General features: G+C 41.8%; 11 protein-coding genes and 1 pseudogene. 7 read left to right on the top strand and 5 right to left on the bottom strand.

Annotated elements, in window-relative coordinates:
• The first annotated feature begins 9 nt into the window (after positions 1 to 9).
• The 6 genes and pseudogenes from DXB58_RS07755 to DXB58_RS07730 all read left to right on the top strand — a co-directional run bounded on the left by DXB58_RS07755 (position 10) and on the right by DXB58_RS07730 (position 12,491).
• On the top strand, positions 10 to 3,069 hold the full coding sequence (locus DXB58_RS07755; protein WP_122136444.1) for a TonB-dependent receptor: 3,060 nt from the start codon (positions 10 to 12) through the stop codon (positions 3,067 to 3,069).
• A 14-nt stretch (positions 3,070 to 3,083) separates the two neighbouring features.
• On the top strand, positions 3,084 to 4,697 hold the full coding sequence (locus DXB58_RS07750) for a RagB/SusD family nutrient uptake outer membrane protein (protein ID WP_122136443.1): 1,614 nt from the start codon (positions 3,084 to 3,086) through the stop codon (positions 4,695 to 4,697).
• A 25-nt stretch (positions 4,698 to 4,722) separates the two neighbouring features.
• Positions 4,723 to 6,837, top strand: coding sequence for a BACON domain-containing protein (locus DXB58_RS07745; RefSeq protein ID WP_122136442.1), 2,115 nt, complete (start codon positions 4,723 to 4,725; stop codon positions 6,835 to 6,837).
• Positions 6,838 to 6,848: 11 nt separating this feature from the next.
• On the top strand, positions 6,849 to 9,512 hold the full coding sequence (locus DXB58_RS07740) for a glycoside hydrolase family 2 TIM barrel-domain containing protein (RefSeq protein WP_122136465.1): 2,664 nt from the start codon (positions 6,849 to 6,851) through the stop codon (positions 9,510 to 9,512).
• 3 nt (positions 9,513 to 9,515) lie between these two features.
• Positions 9,516 to 10,927 (top strand): annotated as a pseudogene (locus DXB58_RS07735) (agarase).
• A 10-nt stretch (positions 10,928 to 10,937) separates the two neighbouring features.
• Entirely contained in the window at positions 10,938 to 12,491 is a 1,554-nt protein-coding gene (locus DXB58_RS07730; protein WP_122136441.1) for a hypothetical protein, read from the top strand.
• A gap of 105 nt (positions 12,492 to 12,596) precedes the next feature.
• On the opposite strand, the gene pyrH is transcribed toward DXB58_RS07730, so the two are convergent.
• Both pyrH and DXB58_RS07720 read right to left on the bottom strand, forming a co-directional pair.
• Positions 12,597 to 13,307: a UMP kinase gene (gene pyrH, locus DXB58_RS07725; protein WP_004306551.1), complete on the bottom strand. Its 711-nt coding sequence runs from the start codon at positions 13,305 to 13,307 to the stop codon at positions 12,597 to 12,599.
• Between the two features lie 54 nt (positions 13,308 to 13,361).
• Positions 13,362 to 14,690, bottom strand: a complete 1,329-nt coding sequence (locus DXB58_RS07720; RefSeq protein ID WP_122136440.1) for an MATE family efflux transporter — start codon at positions 14,688 to 14,690, stop codon at positions 13,362 to 13,364.
• A 112-nt stretch (positions 14,691 to 14,802) separates the two neighbouring features.
• Between DXB58_RS07720 and DXB58_RS07715 the strand changes: the two genes are divergently transcribed.
• Positions 14,803 to 15,486 carry a lipopolysaccharide assembly protein LapB gene (locus DXB58_RS07715; RefSeq protein WP_122136439.1) on the top strand — a complete coding sequence of 228 codons (684 nt, stop codon included), beginning with the start codon at positions 14,803 to 14,805 and terminating at the stop codon, positions 15,484 to 15,486.
• 34 nt (positions 15,487 to 15,520) lie between these two features.
• Here the strand turns inward: DXB58_RS07715 and DXB58_RS07710 are convergent, their stop codons facing one another.
• The 3 genes from DXB58_RS07710 to DXB58_RS07700 all read right to left on the bottom strand — a co-directional run bounded on the left by DXB58_RS07710 (position 15,521) and on the right by DXB58_RS07700 (position 18,142).
• On the bottom strand, positions 15,521 to 16,957 hold the full coding sequence (locus tag DXB58_RS07710) for a S41 family peptidase (protein ID WP_122136438.1): 1,437 nt from the start codon (positions 16,955 to 16,957) through the stop codon (positions 15,521 to 15,523).
• Between the two features lie 86 nt (positions 16,958 to 17,043).
• A complete protein-coding gene (locus DXB58_RS07705) occupies positions 17,044 to 17,802 on the bottom strand; it encodes a biotin--[acetyl-CoA-carboxylase] ligase (protein ID WP_122136437.1) in 759 nt (252 codons plus the stop codon).
• Complete coding sequence (locus DXB58_RS07700; protein WP_122136436.1) at positions 17,747 to 18,142, bottom strand: MmcQ/YjbR family DNA-binding protein; 396 nt, start codon at positions 18,140 to 18,142, stop codon at positions 17,747 to 17,749. Before DXB58_RS07700 ends, DXB58_RS07705 begins: the two co-directional genes overlap by 56 nt.
• Between the last annotated feature and the right edge of the window lie 3 nt (positions 18,143 to 18,145).

Below are 18,145 nucleotides of genomic sequence, written 5' to 3'. Positions count from 1 at the left end.
TTACATAGTATGAAAAACATCGTAATTAAATGGGCTGTGTTCCTGACAGCCTTTCTTATCTCTTTAGAGGTTAGTGCTCAAAACGTCAGAGTTTCTGGAGTTGTGACAGACGCACTTGGACCAATCCCCGGAGCTAATATTATGGAGGAGGGGACTACTAACGGTACAGTGACGGATGTAAATGGAAAATATTCAATCAGTGTATCTGCAAAATCTACCCTTGTTTTCTCTTGTATAGGATATAAGGAACAGAAGATACGTGTCGGTACGAAAACGGTACTGAATGTGGATATGGTAGAAGAGTCGAAAATGCTCGATGAATTAGTCGTTGTTGGTTATGGCGTTCAGCGTAAAAGTGACGTGGCAACTTCGGTAGCCTCGGTCAAAGCGGATGAAATGAAAACCTTTCCTGCCGGCAATGTGGCTGATATGCTGCGTGGACGTGCCGCAGGTGTGAATGTAACGAGCAGTTCCGGACGTCCGGGATCGACTCCTTCGATCACTATTCGCGGTTCCCGTTCTATCAGTGCGGACAATGCTCCTTTATATATCATAGATGGTTCTCCTTCCAGTGCAACGGAGTTTAGCACGTTGAGTGCGGACGATATTGAGTCGGTTGAAATTCTGAAGGATGCTGCGTCGCAGGCTATTTATGGGGCACGTGCCAGTGACGGTGTGGTATTGGTAACTACCAAGCGTGGTAAAGCCGGAAAGGTGGAAGTCAGTTATAATGGTTATCTGGGTGTCCAGTCTCTCTGGAGGAATTTTGATTTCTATTCTCCCGAAGAATATATGCAGCTTCGCCGTGAAGCGAAGGCACATGATAAGGGAATTGTTGATGCACGTGAGATTTCGATAGCCGAGGCATTGGAAGACGAGGTTATGCAGCGGGTATGGGCCAGCGGAAAGTTTATCGACTGGGAAAAAGAAATGTTCAGAAATGCAATTTACCATAATCATGATGTCAGTGTACGTGGAGGAACAGAGAAAATTAAAGTATCGGCAGGTGCCAACTATTTTGACCAACAGGGAATGGTGGTTACCGGATCGGGATACCAGAAGTTTTCTTTAAGGTTGAATCTGGACTTTGAAATATCAAAGTGGATTAGTTTTGGCATCAATTCTTCTTATGCGATGACTAAACAAGATCGTGAGGATGGTAACTTTAATGATTTTATTACCAGTTCCCCATTGGCGGAAATATATGATGCGGATGGTAAATATACAAAGTATATCAACTCGGAAGGAAATTATAATCCTTTGTACCGTGCTCAACATTACGGACGTGAAGTTTCTCGTGATAATTACCGCCTGAACTTTTTTATGGATGTGAAGCCTTTCAAGGGATTCAATTATCGTCTGAATACTTCCGTTTATAATCAGACATCTGAAGACGGTTCCTATAAAGATTCCCAATATCCGGGAGGAGGAGGAACAGCTGTGCTCGACGAATCACGCACGCAGAACTGGCTGGTTGAGAATATTGTGACTTATAAAGTGCCTATCCGCAATAAGAAACATCAGTTGACGTTGACCGGTGTGCAGTCTGTCGACCATAATGGCTCGAAGTCTATCGGCTATTCAGTAGAGAATCTTCCGGTAGATAAAGACTGGAATTTCATTTCTCAAGGTGAGTTTACAGGCAAGCCCCGTCGTCAGTTTAATGAAAATAATCTGGTGTCGTTCATGGCTCGTGCACAGTATTCGCTTTTAGACCGTTATCTGTTGAATGTGGCTGTTCGTCGCGACGGTTCCAGCCGTTTCGGAAAAGAAAATAAATGGGGTACATTCCCGTCAGCTGCTTTTGCCTGGCGTGTCAATCAGGAGAATTTCCTGAAAGATGTGTCGTGGATTGATAACCTGAAACTACGTGTCAGTTATGGTATTGTTGGTAATCAGAACGGTATCGGCAATTACACTACTTTGGGGCTGGCAGATAATAAAGGATATGAGTTTGGAGATACTTTCCAGATGGGATATTTGCCGGGTAAGGAGCTTTCTAACCCGAATTTGAAATGGGAACAGTCTGCAACGGCTAATTTAGGGGTTGATTTTAGTTTCTTCAATGGTCGTCTGAATGGTACGGTGGAATATTACAATACGCATACGAAAGATTTATTGGTGAAACGTTCTCTGAATGCATCGCTTGGATATACCACTATGCTGGATAATCTGGGAAAGACAAAATCCAGTGGTATCGATCTTTCTTTAAATGGTGATGTGATACGTACGAAAGAGTTTACCTGGTCACTTGGAACTAATTTCAGTATGTATAAGAATGAAATTGTCCGTATTGACGATACGCTCGATGAAAATGGTAAACCCGCCAGTCAGGTAGCACAGGGATGGATTATCGGAGAACCGATCAATGTATATTATGATTATCTGGTAGACGGAATTTTTCAGTATGATGATTTTGATATTACTCGTGATGGTACGGGTAATCTGGTATATACGCTGAAAAACACCTATGACAGTAACAATGACGGTATAGCCGACAGCCCGATTGATTACGGCGGCGCTATTGAACCGGGTATGGTTAAGGTACGTGATAACAATGGAGATGGAAAGATCACGGCAGATGACAGAGTACCTATCCGGAAAGATCCGAAGTTTACCGTTTCTCTTTCTTCCACATGGAACTGGAAAGGATTTGACTTGTTCATGGATTGGTATGGAGTTTCCGGCAGAAAGATAAAGAATAGTTATTTGTATGACTATAATTCCGGAGGTTCTTTGCGTGGAAAACTGAATGGAGTGAAGGTGGATTATTGGACTCCGTTCAATCCGTCGAACGAATTCCCGCGTCCTTCTTATAGCGCAGACCCTGCTTATTTGGGTGCCATCGCTATTCAGGATGCATCTTATATCCGCTTACGCACCTTACAGTTGGGATATACTTTCCCGGCCAGACTATTGAAGAATACTCCGATTCATAAATTGCGTCTGTATGCAACTGCTACTAACTTGCTGACATTTACGGAATTTAAGTCTTATAGTCCCGAACTGACTCCCGGGTCTTATCCGGAGTCCAGACAATATGTATTTGGTGTCAATGTTTCATTCTAAAATAAAGAATCCTTATGAAAAAGTTAATATATACAGCCTTTGTCATCTGCGGAATGTTGACCGCTTCCTGCTCGGATTTATTAAATCTGGAATCAAAGACAGATGTGACGAACAATTATCTGTTCACTACTCCCGAAGGGTTGAATACAGCTGTTACAGGTCTGTACTCCCTGGCTCGTGAATTGCCGGGTGGAGCGGATAATAATGAATCCAATCTGTACATCGTTACTATGTGTGACTTTAATACGGATATTGCGATACTTAGAGCAGGCGTTTCTACTTCAATCGGACGTTTGAATACGAGCTTTACTCCAAGTACTGGGGATGTCAATAAGTTCTGGAAACATCACTATGGTATTATTGGAAAGGCAAATGAAATTATTGTAGCCGCAGAAGCCCTGGGGCTGGATGACAGCGATGTGCTCCATGCATGGAGTGAAGCGAAATTCTTCAGAGGACGGAGTTATTTTGAACTCTGGAAACGCTTTGGCCGTCTTTATCTGAATATCACCCCGACCACCGTCGACAATCTGAAACGGGAATACAAACCTGCTTCTCATGAAGAACTGATTACGCTGATTACAACAGACTTGGACGATGCCATGAAAGGGCTGGACTGGTCGCTTCCTCAAAATAATGGAAATGTATTGTATGGACGGGTAACAAAAGCTACTGCCAAACATGTTCGTGCACAGGTTGCCATGTGGGAGTCAGATTGGGATACAGCCATTGAGGAATGTGAGGATATCTTTAAGCAGGAAGGCATCTACTCGATGGAAAAGAAAGCCGAGAATGTATTTAATGGGGCAGATTTGAAATCTCCGGAAGTGTTATGGAGTTTCCAATATTCACAAAACTTGGGTGGAGGTGGTTCCGGAACTCCGGTTGCCGGACATCGTGTCTCTATTCAAACCACTACTCGAATCAATAAAATTTCAGGTTGTATCAATACGGCCGATCAGGGTGGATATGGTTGGGGACGTATTTATCCGAATACCTATCTGTTGAGTCTGTACGATCAGGCAAAAGATACGCGATATAATGAGTTGTTTGTTCACCGTTTCAAATACAATGACCCTACTTCTCCTAAATATGGAGAATTGATTCCTCTTACACAGAGTTCCAGCTATTGTGAAACACTGCATTTTATGTCGAAAAAATACTTTGACCAATGGACGATGGCTGATAATCCGGACCGGACAACAGGTTTCAAGGATCTGATTGTCTATCGACTGGCAGAAACTTACTTAATGGCGGCAGAGGCATATATGCGTCGTGACGGAGGTATGAGTATGGATGCTTTGCGCTGTTACAATAAAACATGGGAACGTGCGGGAAATGATAAATTTGCAGGTCCTCTGACGCAGGATATACTTTTGGATGAATATGCCCGTGAGTTGAATTTTGAAGGCGTTCGCTGGCCTTTGTTGAAACGTTTGGGACTCTTGGGTGAAAGAGTGAAAGCGCATTATGGCGAGACGAAGGCTGAAAACCCTTATCTGGATAAAGATTATGCGGAATGCCGTACCAGTTTTGTGGTTGGAAAGCACGAATGTTGGCCTATTCCACAGGAACAGATTGACTTGATGGGGAAAGAGAATTTCCCACAGAATGAGAACTGGTATTAAGCGATTGATTATCTGTAAAACATGAATGAATATGAAAAAAATAATATACTTCTTATTGATTTTAAATCTGGGGTTACTTTCCTGTGTCGATGATGCATCGGTACGCGTGATGCCTGAATTTAATTGTAAAGATACAAAAGTAAATTTGGCGAAAGCGGCGGGTTCTTCTGTTACGTCGCTGTTATATACCAATGTCGGTCAGGTTGTTGCACAGTACGAAGCAGAATGGCTTTCTGTAGATGTAAGTTCAAAAAGTGTTGTCTACACGGCCTTGACACAAAATGATGGTGAAGATGCAAGAACGACTGTCGTGAAACTGACTTGCGGCTCATATACAGTGGAGGTGACGGTTACCCAAGATTCTAAAGAACCGGATCTTTCTTTGAAGATAGGACAAAGTGTGGATGAGGGGATCGGTATGATTTTCTGGGTGGATCCTTCGGATAATATGGTAGGAAAAGCGGTTTCAGTGAAACGTCAGGGAGGGAATCCTTTTGAGGCTTCTGTGATGCCTCATAGTGCACTTTCCACCGTCAACGGATATGCTAATTCTGCCTTGTTCACTTCTCCGTCGACAAATGATGCGGTAGCATATTGCCAGTCGTTGGGTGACGGATGGTATTTGCCTGCCCGAGATGAATTATGGGAATTGTTTGACGCCTATAATGGTGTTGGACATACTGATCCGGATTTTGTTTCAGCCGTACCTGATAAACTGACGGAAGTAGAGAAGGCGGCACGTGCTGCATTTGATAAGATGTTGACTGATTTACAAGGTGATGTGATGAACGAGGCTGCCGGTTCGGGCAATGGCGAAAGCTATTGGTCGAGTACGGAAAACGCAGCAGGTAATCAGGCTTATTGGGTACGTTTCGGTAAATCGGGAGCTGATGCAGGAAATAAAACAGCTACCAACCGTTTTGTAAGATGTATGCGTACAATCGGTGATTATACTTATCCTGAAGAACCGGCAACATTGACGGTTAATCCGAATCCTGTGACATTGGAAGGAGCTAATGAAGCGGAAGCAAATGTGACATTGACATCCAATAAAACGGTATTTAGTGTGGCTTTGGCAAATGATTCCTGGCTTTCGTATATTATTTCGGGCACAACAGTTACGTTTAAGGCAAAATCTAAAAATACCACTGGCGATGTTCGTACGACTGTTGCTACGGTTACAGCCGGTACTGGCACAGCCGCTAAGTCGGTGGAGGTAACGGTGAATCAGAATGTTGCGGCTGAAGGAGGCGCTTCTCTCGAATTAAGCACAAATGCCGTGACTATTACTCCTGATGCTGTGATGAAATCAGAAGGAATAACGATGATTTCTGATGAAACAGAATTTACAGTAAATGTAACTGATGAGTCTTGGGTGAAAGCGTATGTTGATATAACAAGTAAAACTCTTTATTTCTGGACATTATCTCCTAATTTGAATAGTTCTAACCGGGTAACGACTGCTACGGTAATAGCCGGAAGCGGAGCGAATGCACCTAAGCAAGAAGTTACTATTACACAAAGAGGGCTTTTAAGTTCCGAGTTTGCGGTGGGACAGGTGATTGCGGATAATGGTTCGTTAAAAGGAGGCATTGTGTTCTGGGTAGATGGCACTAATCGCGGTAAGGCTAAGATTATGTCGTTGGACAGAGAGAATCTGGCATGGTCTACGGCAAGCTCTCCGGCTTCTACCGGTTTAACTTTATCCAATGACAATGGCTTGGCAAATACTACTGCATTGGCAGCATTGCCGAATGCAGCAGAAATGCCCGCTCTTAAATATTGTATGGATAAAGGTTCCGGATGGTATTGGCCTACGAGAACGGATTTGGAACAGATGTTTGAAACTTATAATGGGACTGCAGTGGCAGATGCAACGGAGAATACTCCGGATAAGATTACTGACTTTGAAAAAGCAAATCGTGAAGCATGGGATCTGGTGATTACTAATGCAGGAGGAACTGCTATGAATACGGCAGCGGCATCTGCTAATGGAGATTCCTATTGGACTAGTCGTGAAACGTCAAGTGGTACAAAGGCATTTTATGTACGTTTTGGAAAACCACTTGCCTGGGATAAAGCGAATGAGAACAAGACAAGTTCCAGATATATTCGTGCAGTCCGTTCAATCTCGAAATAATGGTATTAGGTATGTATAAGGTATATCAAAAAATAATTTTAGCCTGTTTGTTACTGGTTATGACCGGCACGGTTTATAGTCAGCGTGTGACGCAAACGATTAATGACGGTTGGAAGTTCTCCCTCTTTGAGGGAGACGCGTCCACTGCTGACTTTGATATTTCCGGTTGGACTGACGTTTCCATTCCTCATACGTGGAATGCAAAAGATGCAGATGATGAAATTCCCGGTTATTTCCGGGGAAAAGGCTGGTACAGGAAGCTGGTGACAGTGGAGGAACTGATCCCTGAACAAAGAGTCTATCTTAGTTTTGAGGGAGCCAATCAGGAAACGAATGTGTTTGTGAATGGAACGTTTGTAGGAAATCATAAAGGCGGTTATTCCGCTTTTACGTTTGACGTGACTGATTATGTCCATGCCGGACGCAATCTGATAGCTGTGAGTGTTGACAACTCGCATAATCCGGATATTGCTCCTCTTTCGGCGGACTTTACTTTCTTCGGGGGAATCTATCGGGATGTTTATCTGGTGTATACTTCTCCTGTGCAACTGTCTACTACTCATTACGCTTCTAGTGGGGTGTATCTCAAAGCATCGAAGATTACGGATTTACAAGCAGATATTTCAGTAAAGACATTCTTGTCCAATGCTTTGAAGAGTAATCAATCATTGATTCTTGAAACGGAGATTTTGGATGCAGATGGTAACAGAGTAGCGCTTTCACAAAAGAAAGTAAATGTGAAGGCAGAAGAAAAGAATGTAGCTTTTGAATCGCTCATGACTATTACGCAGCCTAAACGTTGGGATGTAGACTCTCCTTATATATATAAGGTGTATAGCCGTCTGAAGAATAAAAAAGAGGAGGTGATCGATTGTGTTGTCAATCCGCTGGGAATTCGTGAATATCGTTTTGATGCGGAGAAAGGTTTTTTCTTGAATGGGAAATATCGGAAATTGATTGGTACCAGTCGGCATCAGGATTACAAGGGAATGGGAAATGCTTTGCGGGATGAAATGCATATCCGGGATGTACAGTTGAGTAAGGATATGGGAAGTAATTTCCTGCGAGTGGCTCATTATCCGCAAGATCCGGTTGTGATGCAAATGTGTGATAAGTTGGGACTATTGACTTCGGTTGAAATTCCGGTAGTGAATGCCATCACTCAAAGCAAGGCATTTATGGATAATTGCGTGGAACAGGTGACAGAAATGGTTTGTCAGAACTATAATTATCCATCTGTTATCATTTGGGCTTATATGAATGAAGTGCTTTTGCGTCCTCCTTTTAATCCGGAAAATAAGAAGGAGCGGGCGGACTACATGACATTCCTTCATCAAATAGCTTCGGCGGTTGAGGCGCAAATCAGGAGTCTGGATTCGGAACGCTATACCATGTTGCCTTGTCATTCTGCTTCCCAAATCTATCAGGAAGCGGGAATTACAGAATTACCGATGCTATTGGGTTTTAATCTTTATAATGGATGGTATGGTGGTAGCTTGAGTGGATTTGAAGAGAAACTGGAAGAACTTCACAGGGAGTTTCCTCACAAACCGTTGCTCATTACCGAATATGGGGCGGATGTGGATACTCGTATTCACTCTTTTTCGCCGATGCGGTTTGACTTTAGTTGTGAATTTGGTTCCATCTACCACGAACATTACTTGCCTGAAATTCTAAAGAGGGATTATATCGTGGGAGCTATAGTTTGGAACTTGAATGATTTTTATTCCGAAGCCAGAAGAAACGCCATGCCTCATGTGAACAATAAAGGGTTGGTAAGTACGGATAGAGAACGTAAAGATGGATATTATCTTTATCAGGCTTATCTGAAAGAGACACCTGTCCTGCACATTGCTTCTAAATCGTGGAAGAACAGGGCAGGAGCCAGTCGGGATGGAAAGAGTTGTACGCAACCTTTGAAGGTGTATACCAATGCAGATAAGGTGGAAGTCTTTTTAAATGGAAAGAGTTTGGGAGTATATCCGGTATCGGATAAGGTTGTTTCTGTGGATATTCCTTTTGTTAACGGAGAGAATGTGGTAGATGCTGTAATTGAAAAAGAGGGACGCGAATATCGTGACCAGTATGTCTGCAACTTCCAATGTGTCAATGTGAAGAACGGCTTTACGGAAGTCAATGTATTACTGGGTGCTCAACGTTATTTCGAGGACCGGACAGCAGAACTGTGCTGGATACCCGAACAGGCTTATGAAAAAGGCTCATGGGGATATATGGGCGGAGAAGTGGCTCCGAACAAGACTCGTTACGGTTCTTTGCCTGCCAGCGACACTGATATACTGGGAACGGATCAGGATCCTATCTTTCAGACGCAACGGGTAGGTCTTGAGGCCTTTAAAGCGGATGTGCCGGATGGTGTCTATGCTGTATATTTGTATTGGACGGAACTTACTTCCGAAAATAAAAGAGAGGCTTTGGTGTATAATTTAGGTAATGATGTGGTGAAAGAGAAGTATGCAAACCGGGTATTTTCTGTGGATATAAATGGGGTATCTGTTGCCGGGCAAATGAATATTGCAGAAGAATACGGTTCCGAACGTGCGGTCATTAAAAAGTATATTGTTCCGGTTTCACAGGGAAAAGGGCTTGTCGTTCGTTTTGGAGCGGTGGAGTCTGTGCCTATTTTAAATGCAATACGAATCGTAAAAGAATATTAGAAGATGAAAAATAGTATAGTTATATTGTTTTTACTGCTGTTATCCCAATTGGGTTATGGGCAGGGGCGTGCATTCAAGGTCACTGCCCGTCCGTGGGCGAAAGGACAGAAAGATCTTCCATGGAAGGAGTATGATACCCGTACTATTGCTCAATTGGATGGTTTTAAAGCTACTGATAAAGTGCATATAAATGAGTATGGAGTGATTTGGATGCTCCGAAACACCGGGCTACTGGATTTTTTAGAGTAGAACGTATTGGAAATCGTTGGTGGATGATTGATCCCGACGGATATCGGCATTTACAGAAAGTGGTGGTTGGAGTACGTTTGGGTACCTCTGAACGCAATAAGCAAGCCATGCTGGATAAATTCGGCACGGAAGAAAGATGGATCGAAGGGACCGCACAGATGATTCATTCACTGGGCTTTTCCGGTGCGGGCTCTTGGAGTAACGAAGAGGCGATAGCTTCTTACAATGCATCCCACAAGGAGGTCTTGACCCGCTCAATCATTCTCAACTTGATGAGCGGATATGGTAAGAAACGGGGAGGAACTTATCAGTTGCCTGGTAACACGGGATATCCTAATCAGTGTATTTTCGTTTTTGACCCGGAATTCGAAACTTATTGCGATGAGATGGCACAAAAACTGGTTGCGAATAAAATGGATAAAAACATCATTGGTTATTTTTCGGATAATGAACTTCCGTTCGGACCCAAGAATCTGGAAGGTTATCTGACTTTACAGAACCCTGATGATCCGGGAAGAGTGTATGCGGAATCCTGGTTGAAAAAGCAGGGAATTACTTCGCAGCAAATAACCGATGAGCACCGGGAGGAGTTTGCAGGGGTGGTAGCTGAACGATATTATAAAGTAGTATCGGAAGCGATTCGGAAGTATGATCCCAATCATCTCTATCTAGGTAGTCGTTTACATGGAAAACCGAAGTTTATCCGCCAGATTGTGGAAGCGGCAGGCAGGTATTGTGATGTCGTTGCAATTAACTACTATGGAGCGTGGACGCCGAGTGAGAAGACCATGAAACATTGGGGAGAATGGGCTCAAAAACCTTTCATCATCACGGAATTTTATACGAAAGGAATGGATTCCGGACTGGCGAATACGACGGGAGCAGGTTTTACCGTTCAAACTCAACAGGAACGTGGATATGCCTATCAGCATTTTGTTTTAGGATTATTGGAAAGTGGAAATTGTGTCGGATGGCACTGGTTCCGTTATCAGGATAATGATCCGACGGCAAAAGGGGCAGATCCTTCGAATCTGGACTCTAACAAGGGACTGATAGATAATGAATACAATCTTTATAAACCGTTGGCCGATGCTATGAAAGAATTGAATATCAATGCCTATCGTTTGGCCGACTGGTTCGATCAACAATCAAATAACAATCAATAAAATACATACCATGAAAAAAATATTTATACTGGGAGCTTTACTGTTTATAAGTTCTATTCCTATGGTTTCTTGTACGGATGATGATGATAAGGACCCTAATTTTATGCCTCCTGATATAGTGATGGGTGGGGGAGATGTGGAGTCGGAATACCCGGAAGATTTACCTGTTCCCGGAGCTTCTGTGATATATGCTCCGTCATTAAATGCCAATATGTATCGCCCTATCAGTGTCAAGTATTCCAGTGCTTATCCTCCCATATCCAGTTGGACAACGGGGAATACACGTATTATTGCTTATATGGATGGATATAAACCGGCTATTAAGACATTGAAAGCATATCAGGAGTCGGTGAATAAGTATGGAAGTTCGACAACGCTTCCGAAGCAAGCAGCTACAGGCAGGTTTTATACGAAGAAGATAGACGGGCGTTGGTGGTTGGTTGATCCGGAGGGCTGCCTGCATCTTGAACGTAGTGCAACTTCTTTGCGCAAAGGAACTTCCAGTCGTAATAAAACAGCTTGGAATAATAGGTTTGGAACTGATGAGAAATGGCTGTCCACTACTCAACGTGAATTGAGTGAGATCGGTTTTCATGGTACAGGTGCATTCTGTACGGGAGCGTACTCGTTGATTCAGACTCATAATGCTTCCAATCCAAGCAGTCCGTTGACTTTGGCACCTTCCTTTGCTTTTCTAAGCCAGTTCAAGAGTGCGAAATCTTATAATTATCCCGGAGGAAGTGATGATAATGCTGCAGGCCTTGTGTTTTATAATGGATGGGCTGAATGGTGTGAATCATATTTGGCAGGTAGTGCTTTCGCAGATTATCTGCGCGATCCAAATGTGTTGGGTTTCTTCTCGGATAATGAGATAAACTTCTCTTCAAACAGTTCCCGGATTTTGGATCGTTTCCTGGCTATCAACAGTTCGAATGATCCGGCTTATGTTGCGGCAAAAGCCTTTATGGATTCCAAGGGGGTGCAAAGTGTGACGGATGCCTTGAATAACGAGTTTGCAGGTATCGTAGCAGAGAAATATTATAAAGCAGTGAAAGAGGCAGTGATGAAAGTAGATGATAAGCTGCTTTATCTGGGGACTCGATTGCATGGAACTCCTAAATATATGGAGGGAGTGATGAGAGCTGCCGGAAAATATTGTGATGTCATTTCTATCAACTATTATAGTCGTTGGAATCCTGAACTGACAACAGCGATTGCAGACTGGGCAAGTTGGGCGGATAAGCCGTTTCTTGTAAGTGAGTTTTATACGAAAGGGGTGGAGGATTCCGATCTGAATAACCAGTCGGGAGCCGGATATTCTGTTCCTACACAAAATGAGAGGGCTTATGCTTATCAGCATTTTACATTAGGATTGCTTGAAGCTAAGAATTGTATCGGATGGCATTGGTTTAAATATCAGGATGATGATGGTACGGATAATTCGTCGAAACCTGCCAATAAGGGTCTTTATGATAATTCTTATCAGTTGTTTCCTTATTTATCTTTCTTTGCCCGCGAATTGAATTTTAATGCGTATGATTTGATTCAATATTTTGATAAATAGGTATTCGTTTTGATATAGTATTTGAAAAGAAAGACAAAGTGCGAATTTTGCAATAGTAGTTTTTATCAAAGCTATACAGCAAAATTCGCACTTTTTATTTTCTGATTAATTGTGTACTAACGTACCTATCTCTTCTCCGCTGATTACTTTCTTTAAGTTACCTACTGTGTCCATATCAAATACGACGATAGGCAGATTATTTTCTTTGCACATACAGGTCGCAGTTAAATCCATAACTTTCAGACCACGTTTCAATACTTCATCATACGTAATGTCATCGAATTTGGTTGCGGTAGGATCTTTTTCAGGATCAGCTGTGTAAATGCCATCTACGCGAGTACCTTTCAGCATAACGTCTGCTTCGATTTCTATTCCTCTTAGTGAAGAACCGGTATCTGTAGTAAAGAAAGGATTTCCCGTTCCTGCAGACATGATAACCACTTCACCGTTTTCCATACATTCGATGGCCTTCCATTTACTGTAGAATTCACCGATAGGTTCCATCCGTACTGCTGTCAATACACGTGCTTTTACACCGGTAGCTACAAGAGCAGAACTTAGAGCGAGGCTATTGATAACGGTAGCCAACATTCCCATTTGGTCCCCCTTCACACGGTCAAAACCTTTATTGGCTCCGCTTAATCCGCGGAATATGTTGCCTCCTCCGATGACGATACCAATCTGTACCCCTTGTTCGTGGATTTCTTTGATTTGTTGAGCATATTCTGCCAGTCTTTTTTCGTCAATGCCGTATTGCTTTTCGCCCATCAAGCTCTCTCCACTGAGCTTTAGTAAGATTCTTTTATACTTTGCCATACCTTTTGCTTTTTATTGTTTGCCGCAAATATAGAGATAATTTATCGGATAGCCTCACTGGGATGCGATTACTTTTTTCATTATTTGCCTTCCCAAAAAGGTTTGTACAACTCCTCGCAGGGAAAGATAAATGAGAAAAGCCAGCCACAGGGCGTGATTTCCTAGAAGAGGATGGAAAGCGTAATATACTCCGAAGAAGCTGGCGGAGGCGACTAACATGGAGTAAAGCATCTGGCGGGTAGCGGTGGCACCAATAAATACTCCATCCCACAGGAAAGCAGAAAAACCAGCTAGCGGAATGATAAGTGCCCAGTAAAAATAAGTGTCTGAAGCGTTGATTACTGAAGTGTCATTGGTTAGCAATCCCAGAAATTCTTTTCCGCCGATTGCATAAAGGATGGTGAATATCAATGAAAGACCCAATCCCCAATAGAAAAGGTGATGTACTGTGTTGCGTAAGGCTGTTTGATTCTTGGCGCCTATATAACGGCCGGCTAGTGCTTCACCGGCATAGGCAAATCCGTCCATGATGTAAGAAAATAGAGTGAATAGTTGCATGAGTAAGGTGTTTACGGCTAATACAATTTCTCCTTGGGCGGCTCCTGCAGAGGTGAAAAATAGGGTGACCGCAACCAAGCAAAGGGTACGGAAGAAGATGTCCCGATTGACTTGGAAGAAACGGTACATGGCTTGTTTCTGTATAATTTCTTTCCATACGATCCGCTTTCTTAGTGCATTGTAATAGCGCATATATAGCAATATGGCCATGAAGAAACCTGCATATTGGGCTATTAAAGTTCCTGTTGCCACTCCTGCCACTTTCATATCCAGTAAGTAGACAAAGGATAGGCTGGCTACAATATTGACAATGTTTTGAGTAATAGCGATATACATGGGAAAGCGTGAATTCTGCATTCCGATAAACCAACCGGCGAATCCATAAAGTCCTAATGTGGCGGGAGCTCCCCAGATACAGATATAGAAATAAGTAGTTGCCAGTTGCTCGACTTCCGGTGTGGTTTGTATCAGGGTGAATGCCAATTTCAGGATGGGGTATTGGAGTATCAACAGGCAAAGAGCTATAAATAATCCTACGCCAACGGAACGTAACAGTAACCGGGTGATTTCATTTAGATCATGCTGACCATATGCTTGTGAGGTCATGCCACTCGTCCCCATGCGCAGGAATCCGAAAATCCAATAGATAATATTGAACAACATTCCCCCTACAGCGATGGCTCCAATGTAGGCCGGAGAACCGAGGTGTCCTACGATGGTAACATCAATAAGTCCCAGTAGCGGGACGGTAATATTTGATATAATTGATGGTATGGCTATCCGTAATATTCGTCTGTTTTCGGAGGATTGTTTTTTATCTATCATTTTATAGAAACACTTTTATCAAATTGATTGTTCTTTTCGTCCACAAAGGTACATTTTTTATTTTTTTGTTGTATCTTTGTGAATCACGAACTAAATAGCAATCAGATGGATTATGAGGACCTTAACTATTTTTCTTTTATCTTTATTCTCACTGCCGCTGGCGCTGAATGCACAGTCGGTTGATGAGATGTTGCAGAAAGTATCTGCCGCTATTGAGGCTGGGCAGAATGGACAGGCTGTGAGCTATTTCCGGCAGACTATTCCTCTGAATATAGACCGTACGGAAATGTATTATTGGACGAATGTGGACAAGAATAGTGAAATTAGCTCCAAACTGGCTACCGAATTAGCTCTCGCCTATAAAAAGAAACGAAATTACGACAAAGCTTATTTGTTTTACAAAGAGTTGCTGCAAAAGGACCCAAATAATGTAGATTGTTTGGAAACATGTGCAGAAATGCAAGTGTGTCGCGGACAAGAAAAAGATGCTTTGCGTATGTACGAAAAAATATTGCAACTCGATGCGGATAATCTGGCTGCTAATATCTTTTTAGGAAACTATTATTATTTGATGGCAGAGCAGGAGAAGAAAAAGTTAGAAATGGATTACAAGAAACTTCCTTCTCCCACTAAAATGCAGTATGCCCGCTATCGGGACGGATTATCGAAGTTGTTTACTACCCGGTATGAGAAAGCGCGTAACTCTTTACAGAAAGTTGTTCTACGTTTTCCATCGACAGAAGCTCAAAAGACATTGGATAAGATATTGAGAATAGAAAAAGAGGTGAATCGCTAAGCGGTTCACCTCTTTTTCTATTCTCAAGGTATTTTTATTCCATCTCAATCGGACAAAGTAGCACTCCACCAGTAGTATGGCGATCTATCGATTGATATATAGGTTGGCTTCTTAGTATTGCTTGAGACGGCATTGTTATGTTTCTTGTATTTCGATTGGTTCCCGTTATCAGAGTAATGGCCTTATTTAACATAAACTCATCAGGGCTGCCTAAAGGGAGTAAAGTGTCTTCTGGGTTTTGGGCTAAATTGAATTCGTTCCACTCATAATCGGGGGTAAAGCCTGCACTGTAATCTGAATTTACAGCATTGGTAACCTTTGTAGTAATAGGCCAATACGCCCATTCATATTGCTCATCTGAATACTTCTGCATTCCGACATTTTTTCCTTCTGTTAATTCACCGATGAGTACGATATTCATGAAGGGTTCCAAACTGCTGATAACCAATTCAGAGGATGAAGCGGTATTTTCACTTGTTAAGATATAGATGCGATTAGAATTAAGTTTCAAATAACCTGCTGTTCCTTCTGTTTCCTTATTGAAAGTTCTGGTGTGTGTCACTTTACCTTTGTTATTGTAGAAAATGCCAAATATTTTATCTTTGGACTCTTCGGAAATCAAAAGTCCCGCTAGCATATTGGCCGAATGTTCATAACCGCCCCCATTATAGCGCAAATCTAATACAAATTCGTTCACTCCTTTTGATTGGAAATCGGCAAATATGGTTTTCATTTCTTCATCATAAGTACGATCATCTACGCCCGTTGGTCCCGGAGTGAAATGGTTGTAAACCAGATAGCCTATTTTCTTATCTCCAAACGTAAGTACGTCATGATAATATAACGGATTATCTTCGACTGCCGTAGAAGCTCCTATGGCAATTGTCTTAGTTTCAGAATTGTGTTTTATAGTCCATTGAGAAGCAGAACCATTCAATAGGGCCTTGTAATTTCCTTCTTTTATATTATTTTTTCCATCTATACCTATAATCCAATCTCCTCGTTCCAAACCGGCTGCATGTGCAGGGCTATTGGGTAGAATATACACTACTCGGGCATAATAATATCCTAAAGGTTTGTTATTTCCATCTACTATATTAAACAATGTAAATTCCATTCCATAGGTATTGTCTGCATCAATACTGGTACGTGTTTTATAATCTTTATTCTTCTCCATGTAAGAATAGTAGTAGAGGTGTTTTCCATTCCTTGTTTTGCCATCGTTCAGACTGAGCAATGAATAAAAGAAAGTTTCAGGATCGGCTGTGTAATCTATTTTGTTAGTTGCTGGTAACTCATTATACCATAAATAATCGTTGCGCAATTTTTTCTCTATCCAATGATTTATGCTAAGATCCGTATCATCATCGTCTCCTTTTATCGAATCTGTATCATCATCTGAACAAGACACGCTAAATAAACAAAGGAATATTCCTATCCATATATGTAGGCCGAATTGAACTTTCGTCATTTTTCTCATTTTTTATAAGGTTACTAATTCACAAATATATTTATTTTTTCAACACAATGTAGCAATAATAGTTTGTTAAGTGATGATTATTTCAGTAAATATTCCACCTCCTTAAACATATAGCCTCTTTTGTTTAGCATTTCATCTTCCAGTATTAATCTTCCTTCGGGTTCTACACAAATGATTCGTGCAAGAAATTCACCGTTGGCATCTTTAAAACGATGCATTCCTTCCTTTCTGAAAAGAGACATTTCATATTGGCAGACTATTGATTCCGTATTGCCTTTTTTAAGTAAACTATAATAAGATTGGATACGCAATACGATGTTCTTCAGTATTTCAAATAGATCGAACTCTTTTCCTGTAATTTGTCGCAGTGAAACAGGATTAGGGGCAGAACTGTGAAACGTTTCCTGATTAATATTGATTCCAATCCCTGCTATACTTTGACTGATGTTCCGTCCCATCAGATCGTTTTCTATCAACATTCCACATATTTTCTTTTCTTTCCAATAAATATCGTTCGGCCATTTGATAGAAATATCGGTGGTATAGGTATCCAGTTCTTCCTTAATAGCCAAAGAAATAATCTGTGAAATGAGAAACTGGCGTCGTGCTTCCAGGAATTCAGGGAAGATGACGATGCTGAAAAGAAGATTCTTACCGGAATCTGATTCCCAAGAGTTGCCGCGTTGTCCACGACCGGAAGTCTGAAAGTCAGCGACTACGACAGTGAGTTCTTCCACTTTCTGTTTAGAACAGAGAGACTGCAGATAGTTGTTGGTAGAATTAGTCTCGCTGATATGAATCAATGGAACCGGGAATATATAAGGGGAGGGCATCATATTCTGCGCGTAACTTTTTAGTAAATTTCTTGATTACCTCATCATAAGAGTGATCGATAAGTTCTTTCATCAGTTTATCGTCTACGTCACTATCAAAACGAACACTGTTCCAGTATTTTTTATTAAAATGATAAGCTCCTTCAATTCCTGAATAATGTTCGCGCAGTTCGATCGCTTTTTCCGGATCACATTTCAATGCGATGTGATTGGCTTCTTCCAAATCGATGAGAGCAAACATTTTGTTCATCACCTTGACAACAAGTGATACATCATCGAAAGGGAAAGACTCGGTAACTCCTTTCTTGTTGAGGCAGTATTCTCTGACAGTTTCTACATTCATAAT

It is taken from the genome of Bacteroides sp. OM05-10AA, from assembly GCF_003439055.1.
In the GTDB taxonomy this organism is placed as follows: Bacteria; Bacteroidota; Bacteroidia; order Bacteroidales; family Bacteroidaceae; genus Bacteroides; species Bacteroides intestinigallinarum.
Note: the sequence above shows the minus strand (reverse complement) of the source record. Positions and strands in the feature narration are given on the sequence as shown.

Excerpts from the sequence above, each read along its gene's own strand:
- DXB58_RS07730 (WP_122136441.1), top strand. The coding sequence starts at position 10,938 with ATGAAAAAAATATTTATACTGGGAGCTTTACTGTTTATAAGTTCTATT.
- pyrH (WP_004306551.1), bottom strand. The coding sequence starts at position 13,307 with ATGGCAAAGTATAAAAGAATCTTACTAAAGCTCAGTGGAGAGAGCTTG.
- DXB58_RS07755 (WP_122136444.1), top strand. The coding sequence starts at position 10 with ATGAAAAACATCGTAATTAAATGGGCTGTGTTCCTGACAGCCTTTCTT.
- DXB58_RS07705 (WP_122136437.1), bottom strand. The coding sequence starts at position 17,802 with ATGATGCCCTCCCCTTATATATTCCCGGTTCCATTGATTCATATCAGC.
- DXB58_RS07700 (WP_122136436.1), bottom strand. The coding sequence starts at position 18,142 with ATGAATGTAGAAACTGTCAGAGAATACTGCCTCAACAAGAAAGGAGTT.
- DXB58_RS07750 (WP_122136443.1), top strand. The coding sequence starts at position 3,084 with ATGAAAAAGTTAATATATACAGCCTTTGTCATCTGCGGAATGTTGACC.
- DXB58_RS07720 (WP_122136440.1), bottom strand. The coding sequence starts at position 14,690 with ATGATAGATAAAAAACAATCCTCCGAAAACAGACGAATATTACGGATA.
- DXB58_RS07715 (WP_122136439.1), top strand. The coding sequence starts at position 14,803 with ATGAGGACCTTAACTATTTTTCTTTTATCTTTATTCTCACTGCCGCTG.
- DXB58_RS07710 (WP_122136438.1), bottom strand. The coding sequence starts at position 16,957 with ATGACGAAAGTTCAATTCGGCCTACATATATGGATAGGAATATTCCTT.
- DXB58_RS07745 (WP_122136442.1), top strand. The coding sequence starts at position 4,723 with ATGAATATGAAAAAAATAATATACTTCTTATTGATTTTAAATCTGGGG.
- DXB58_RS07740 (WP_122136465.1), top strand. The coding sequence starts at position 6,849 with ATGTATAAGGTATATCAAAAAATAATTTTAGCCTGTTTGTTACTGGTT.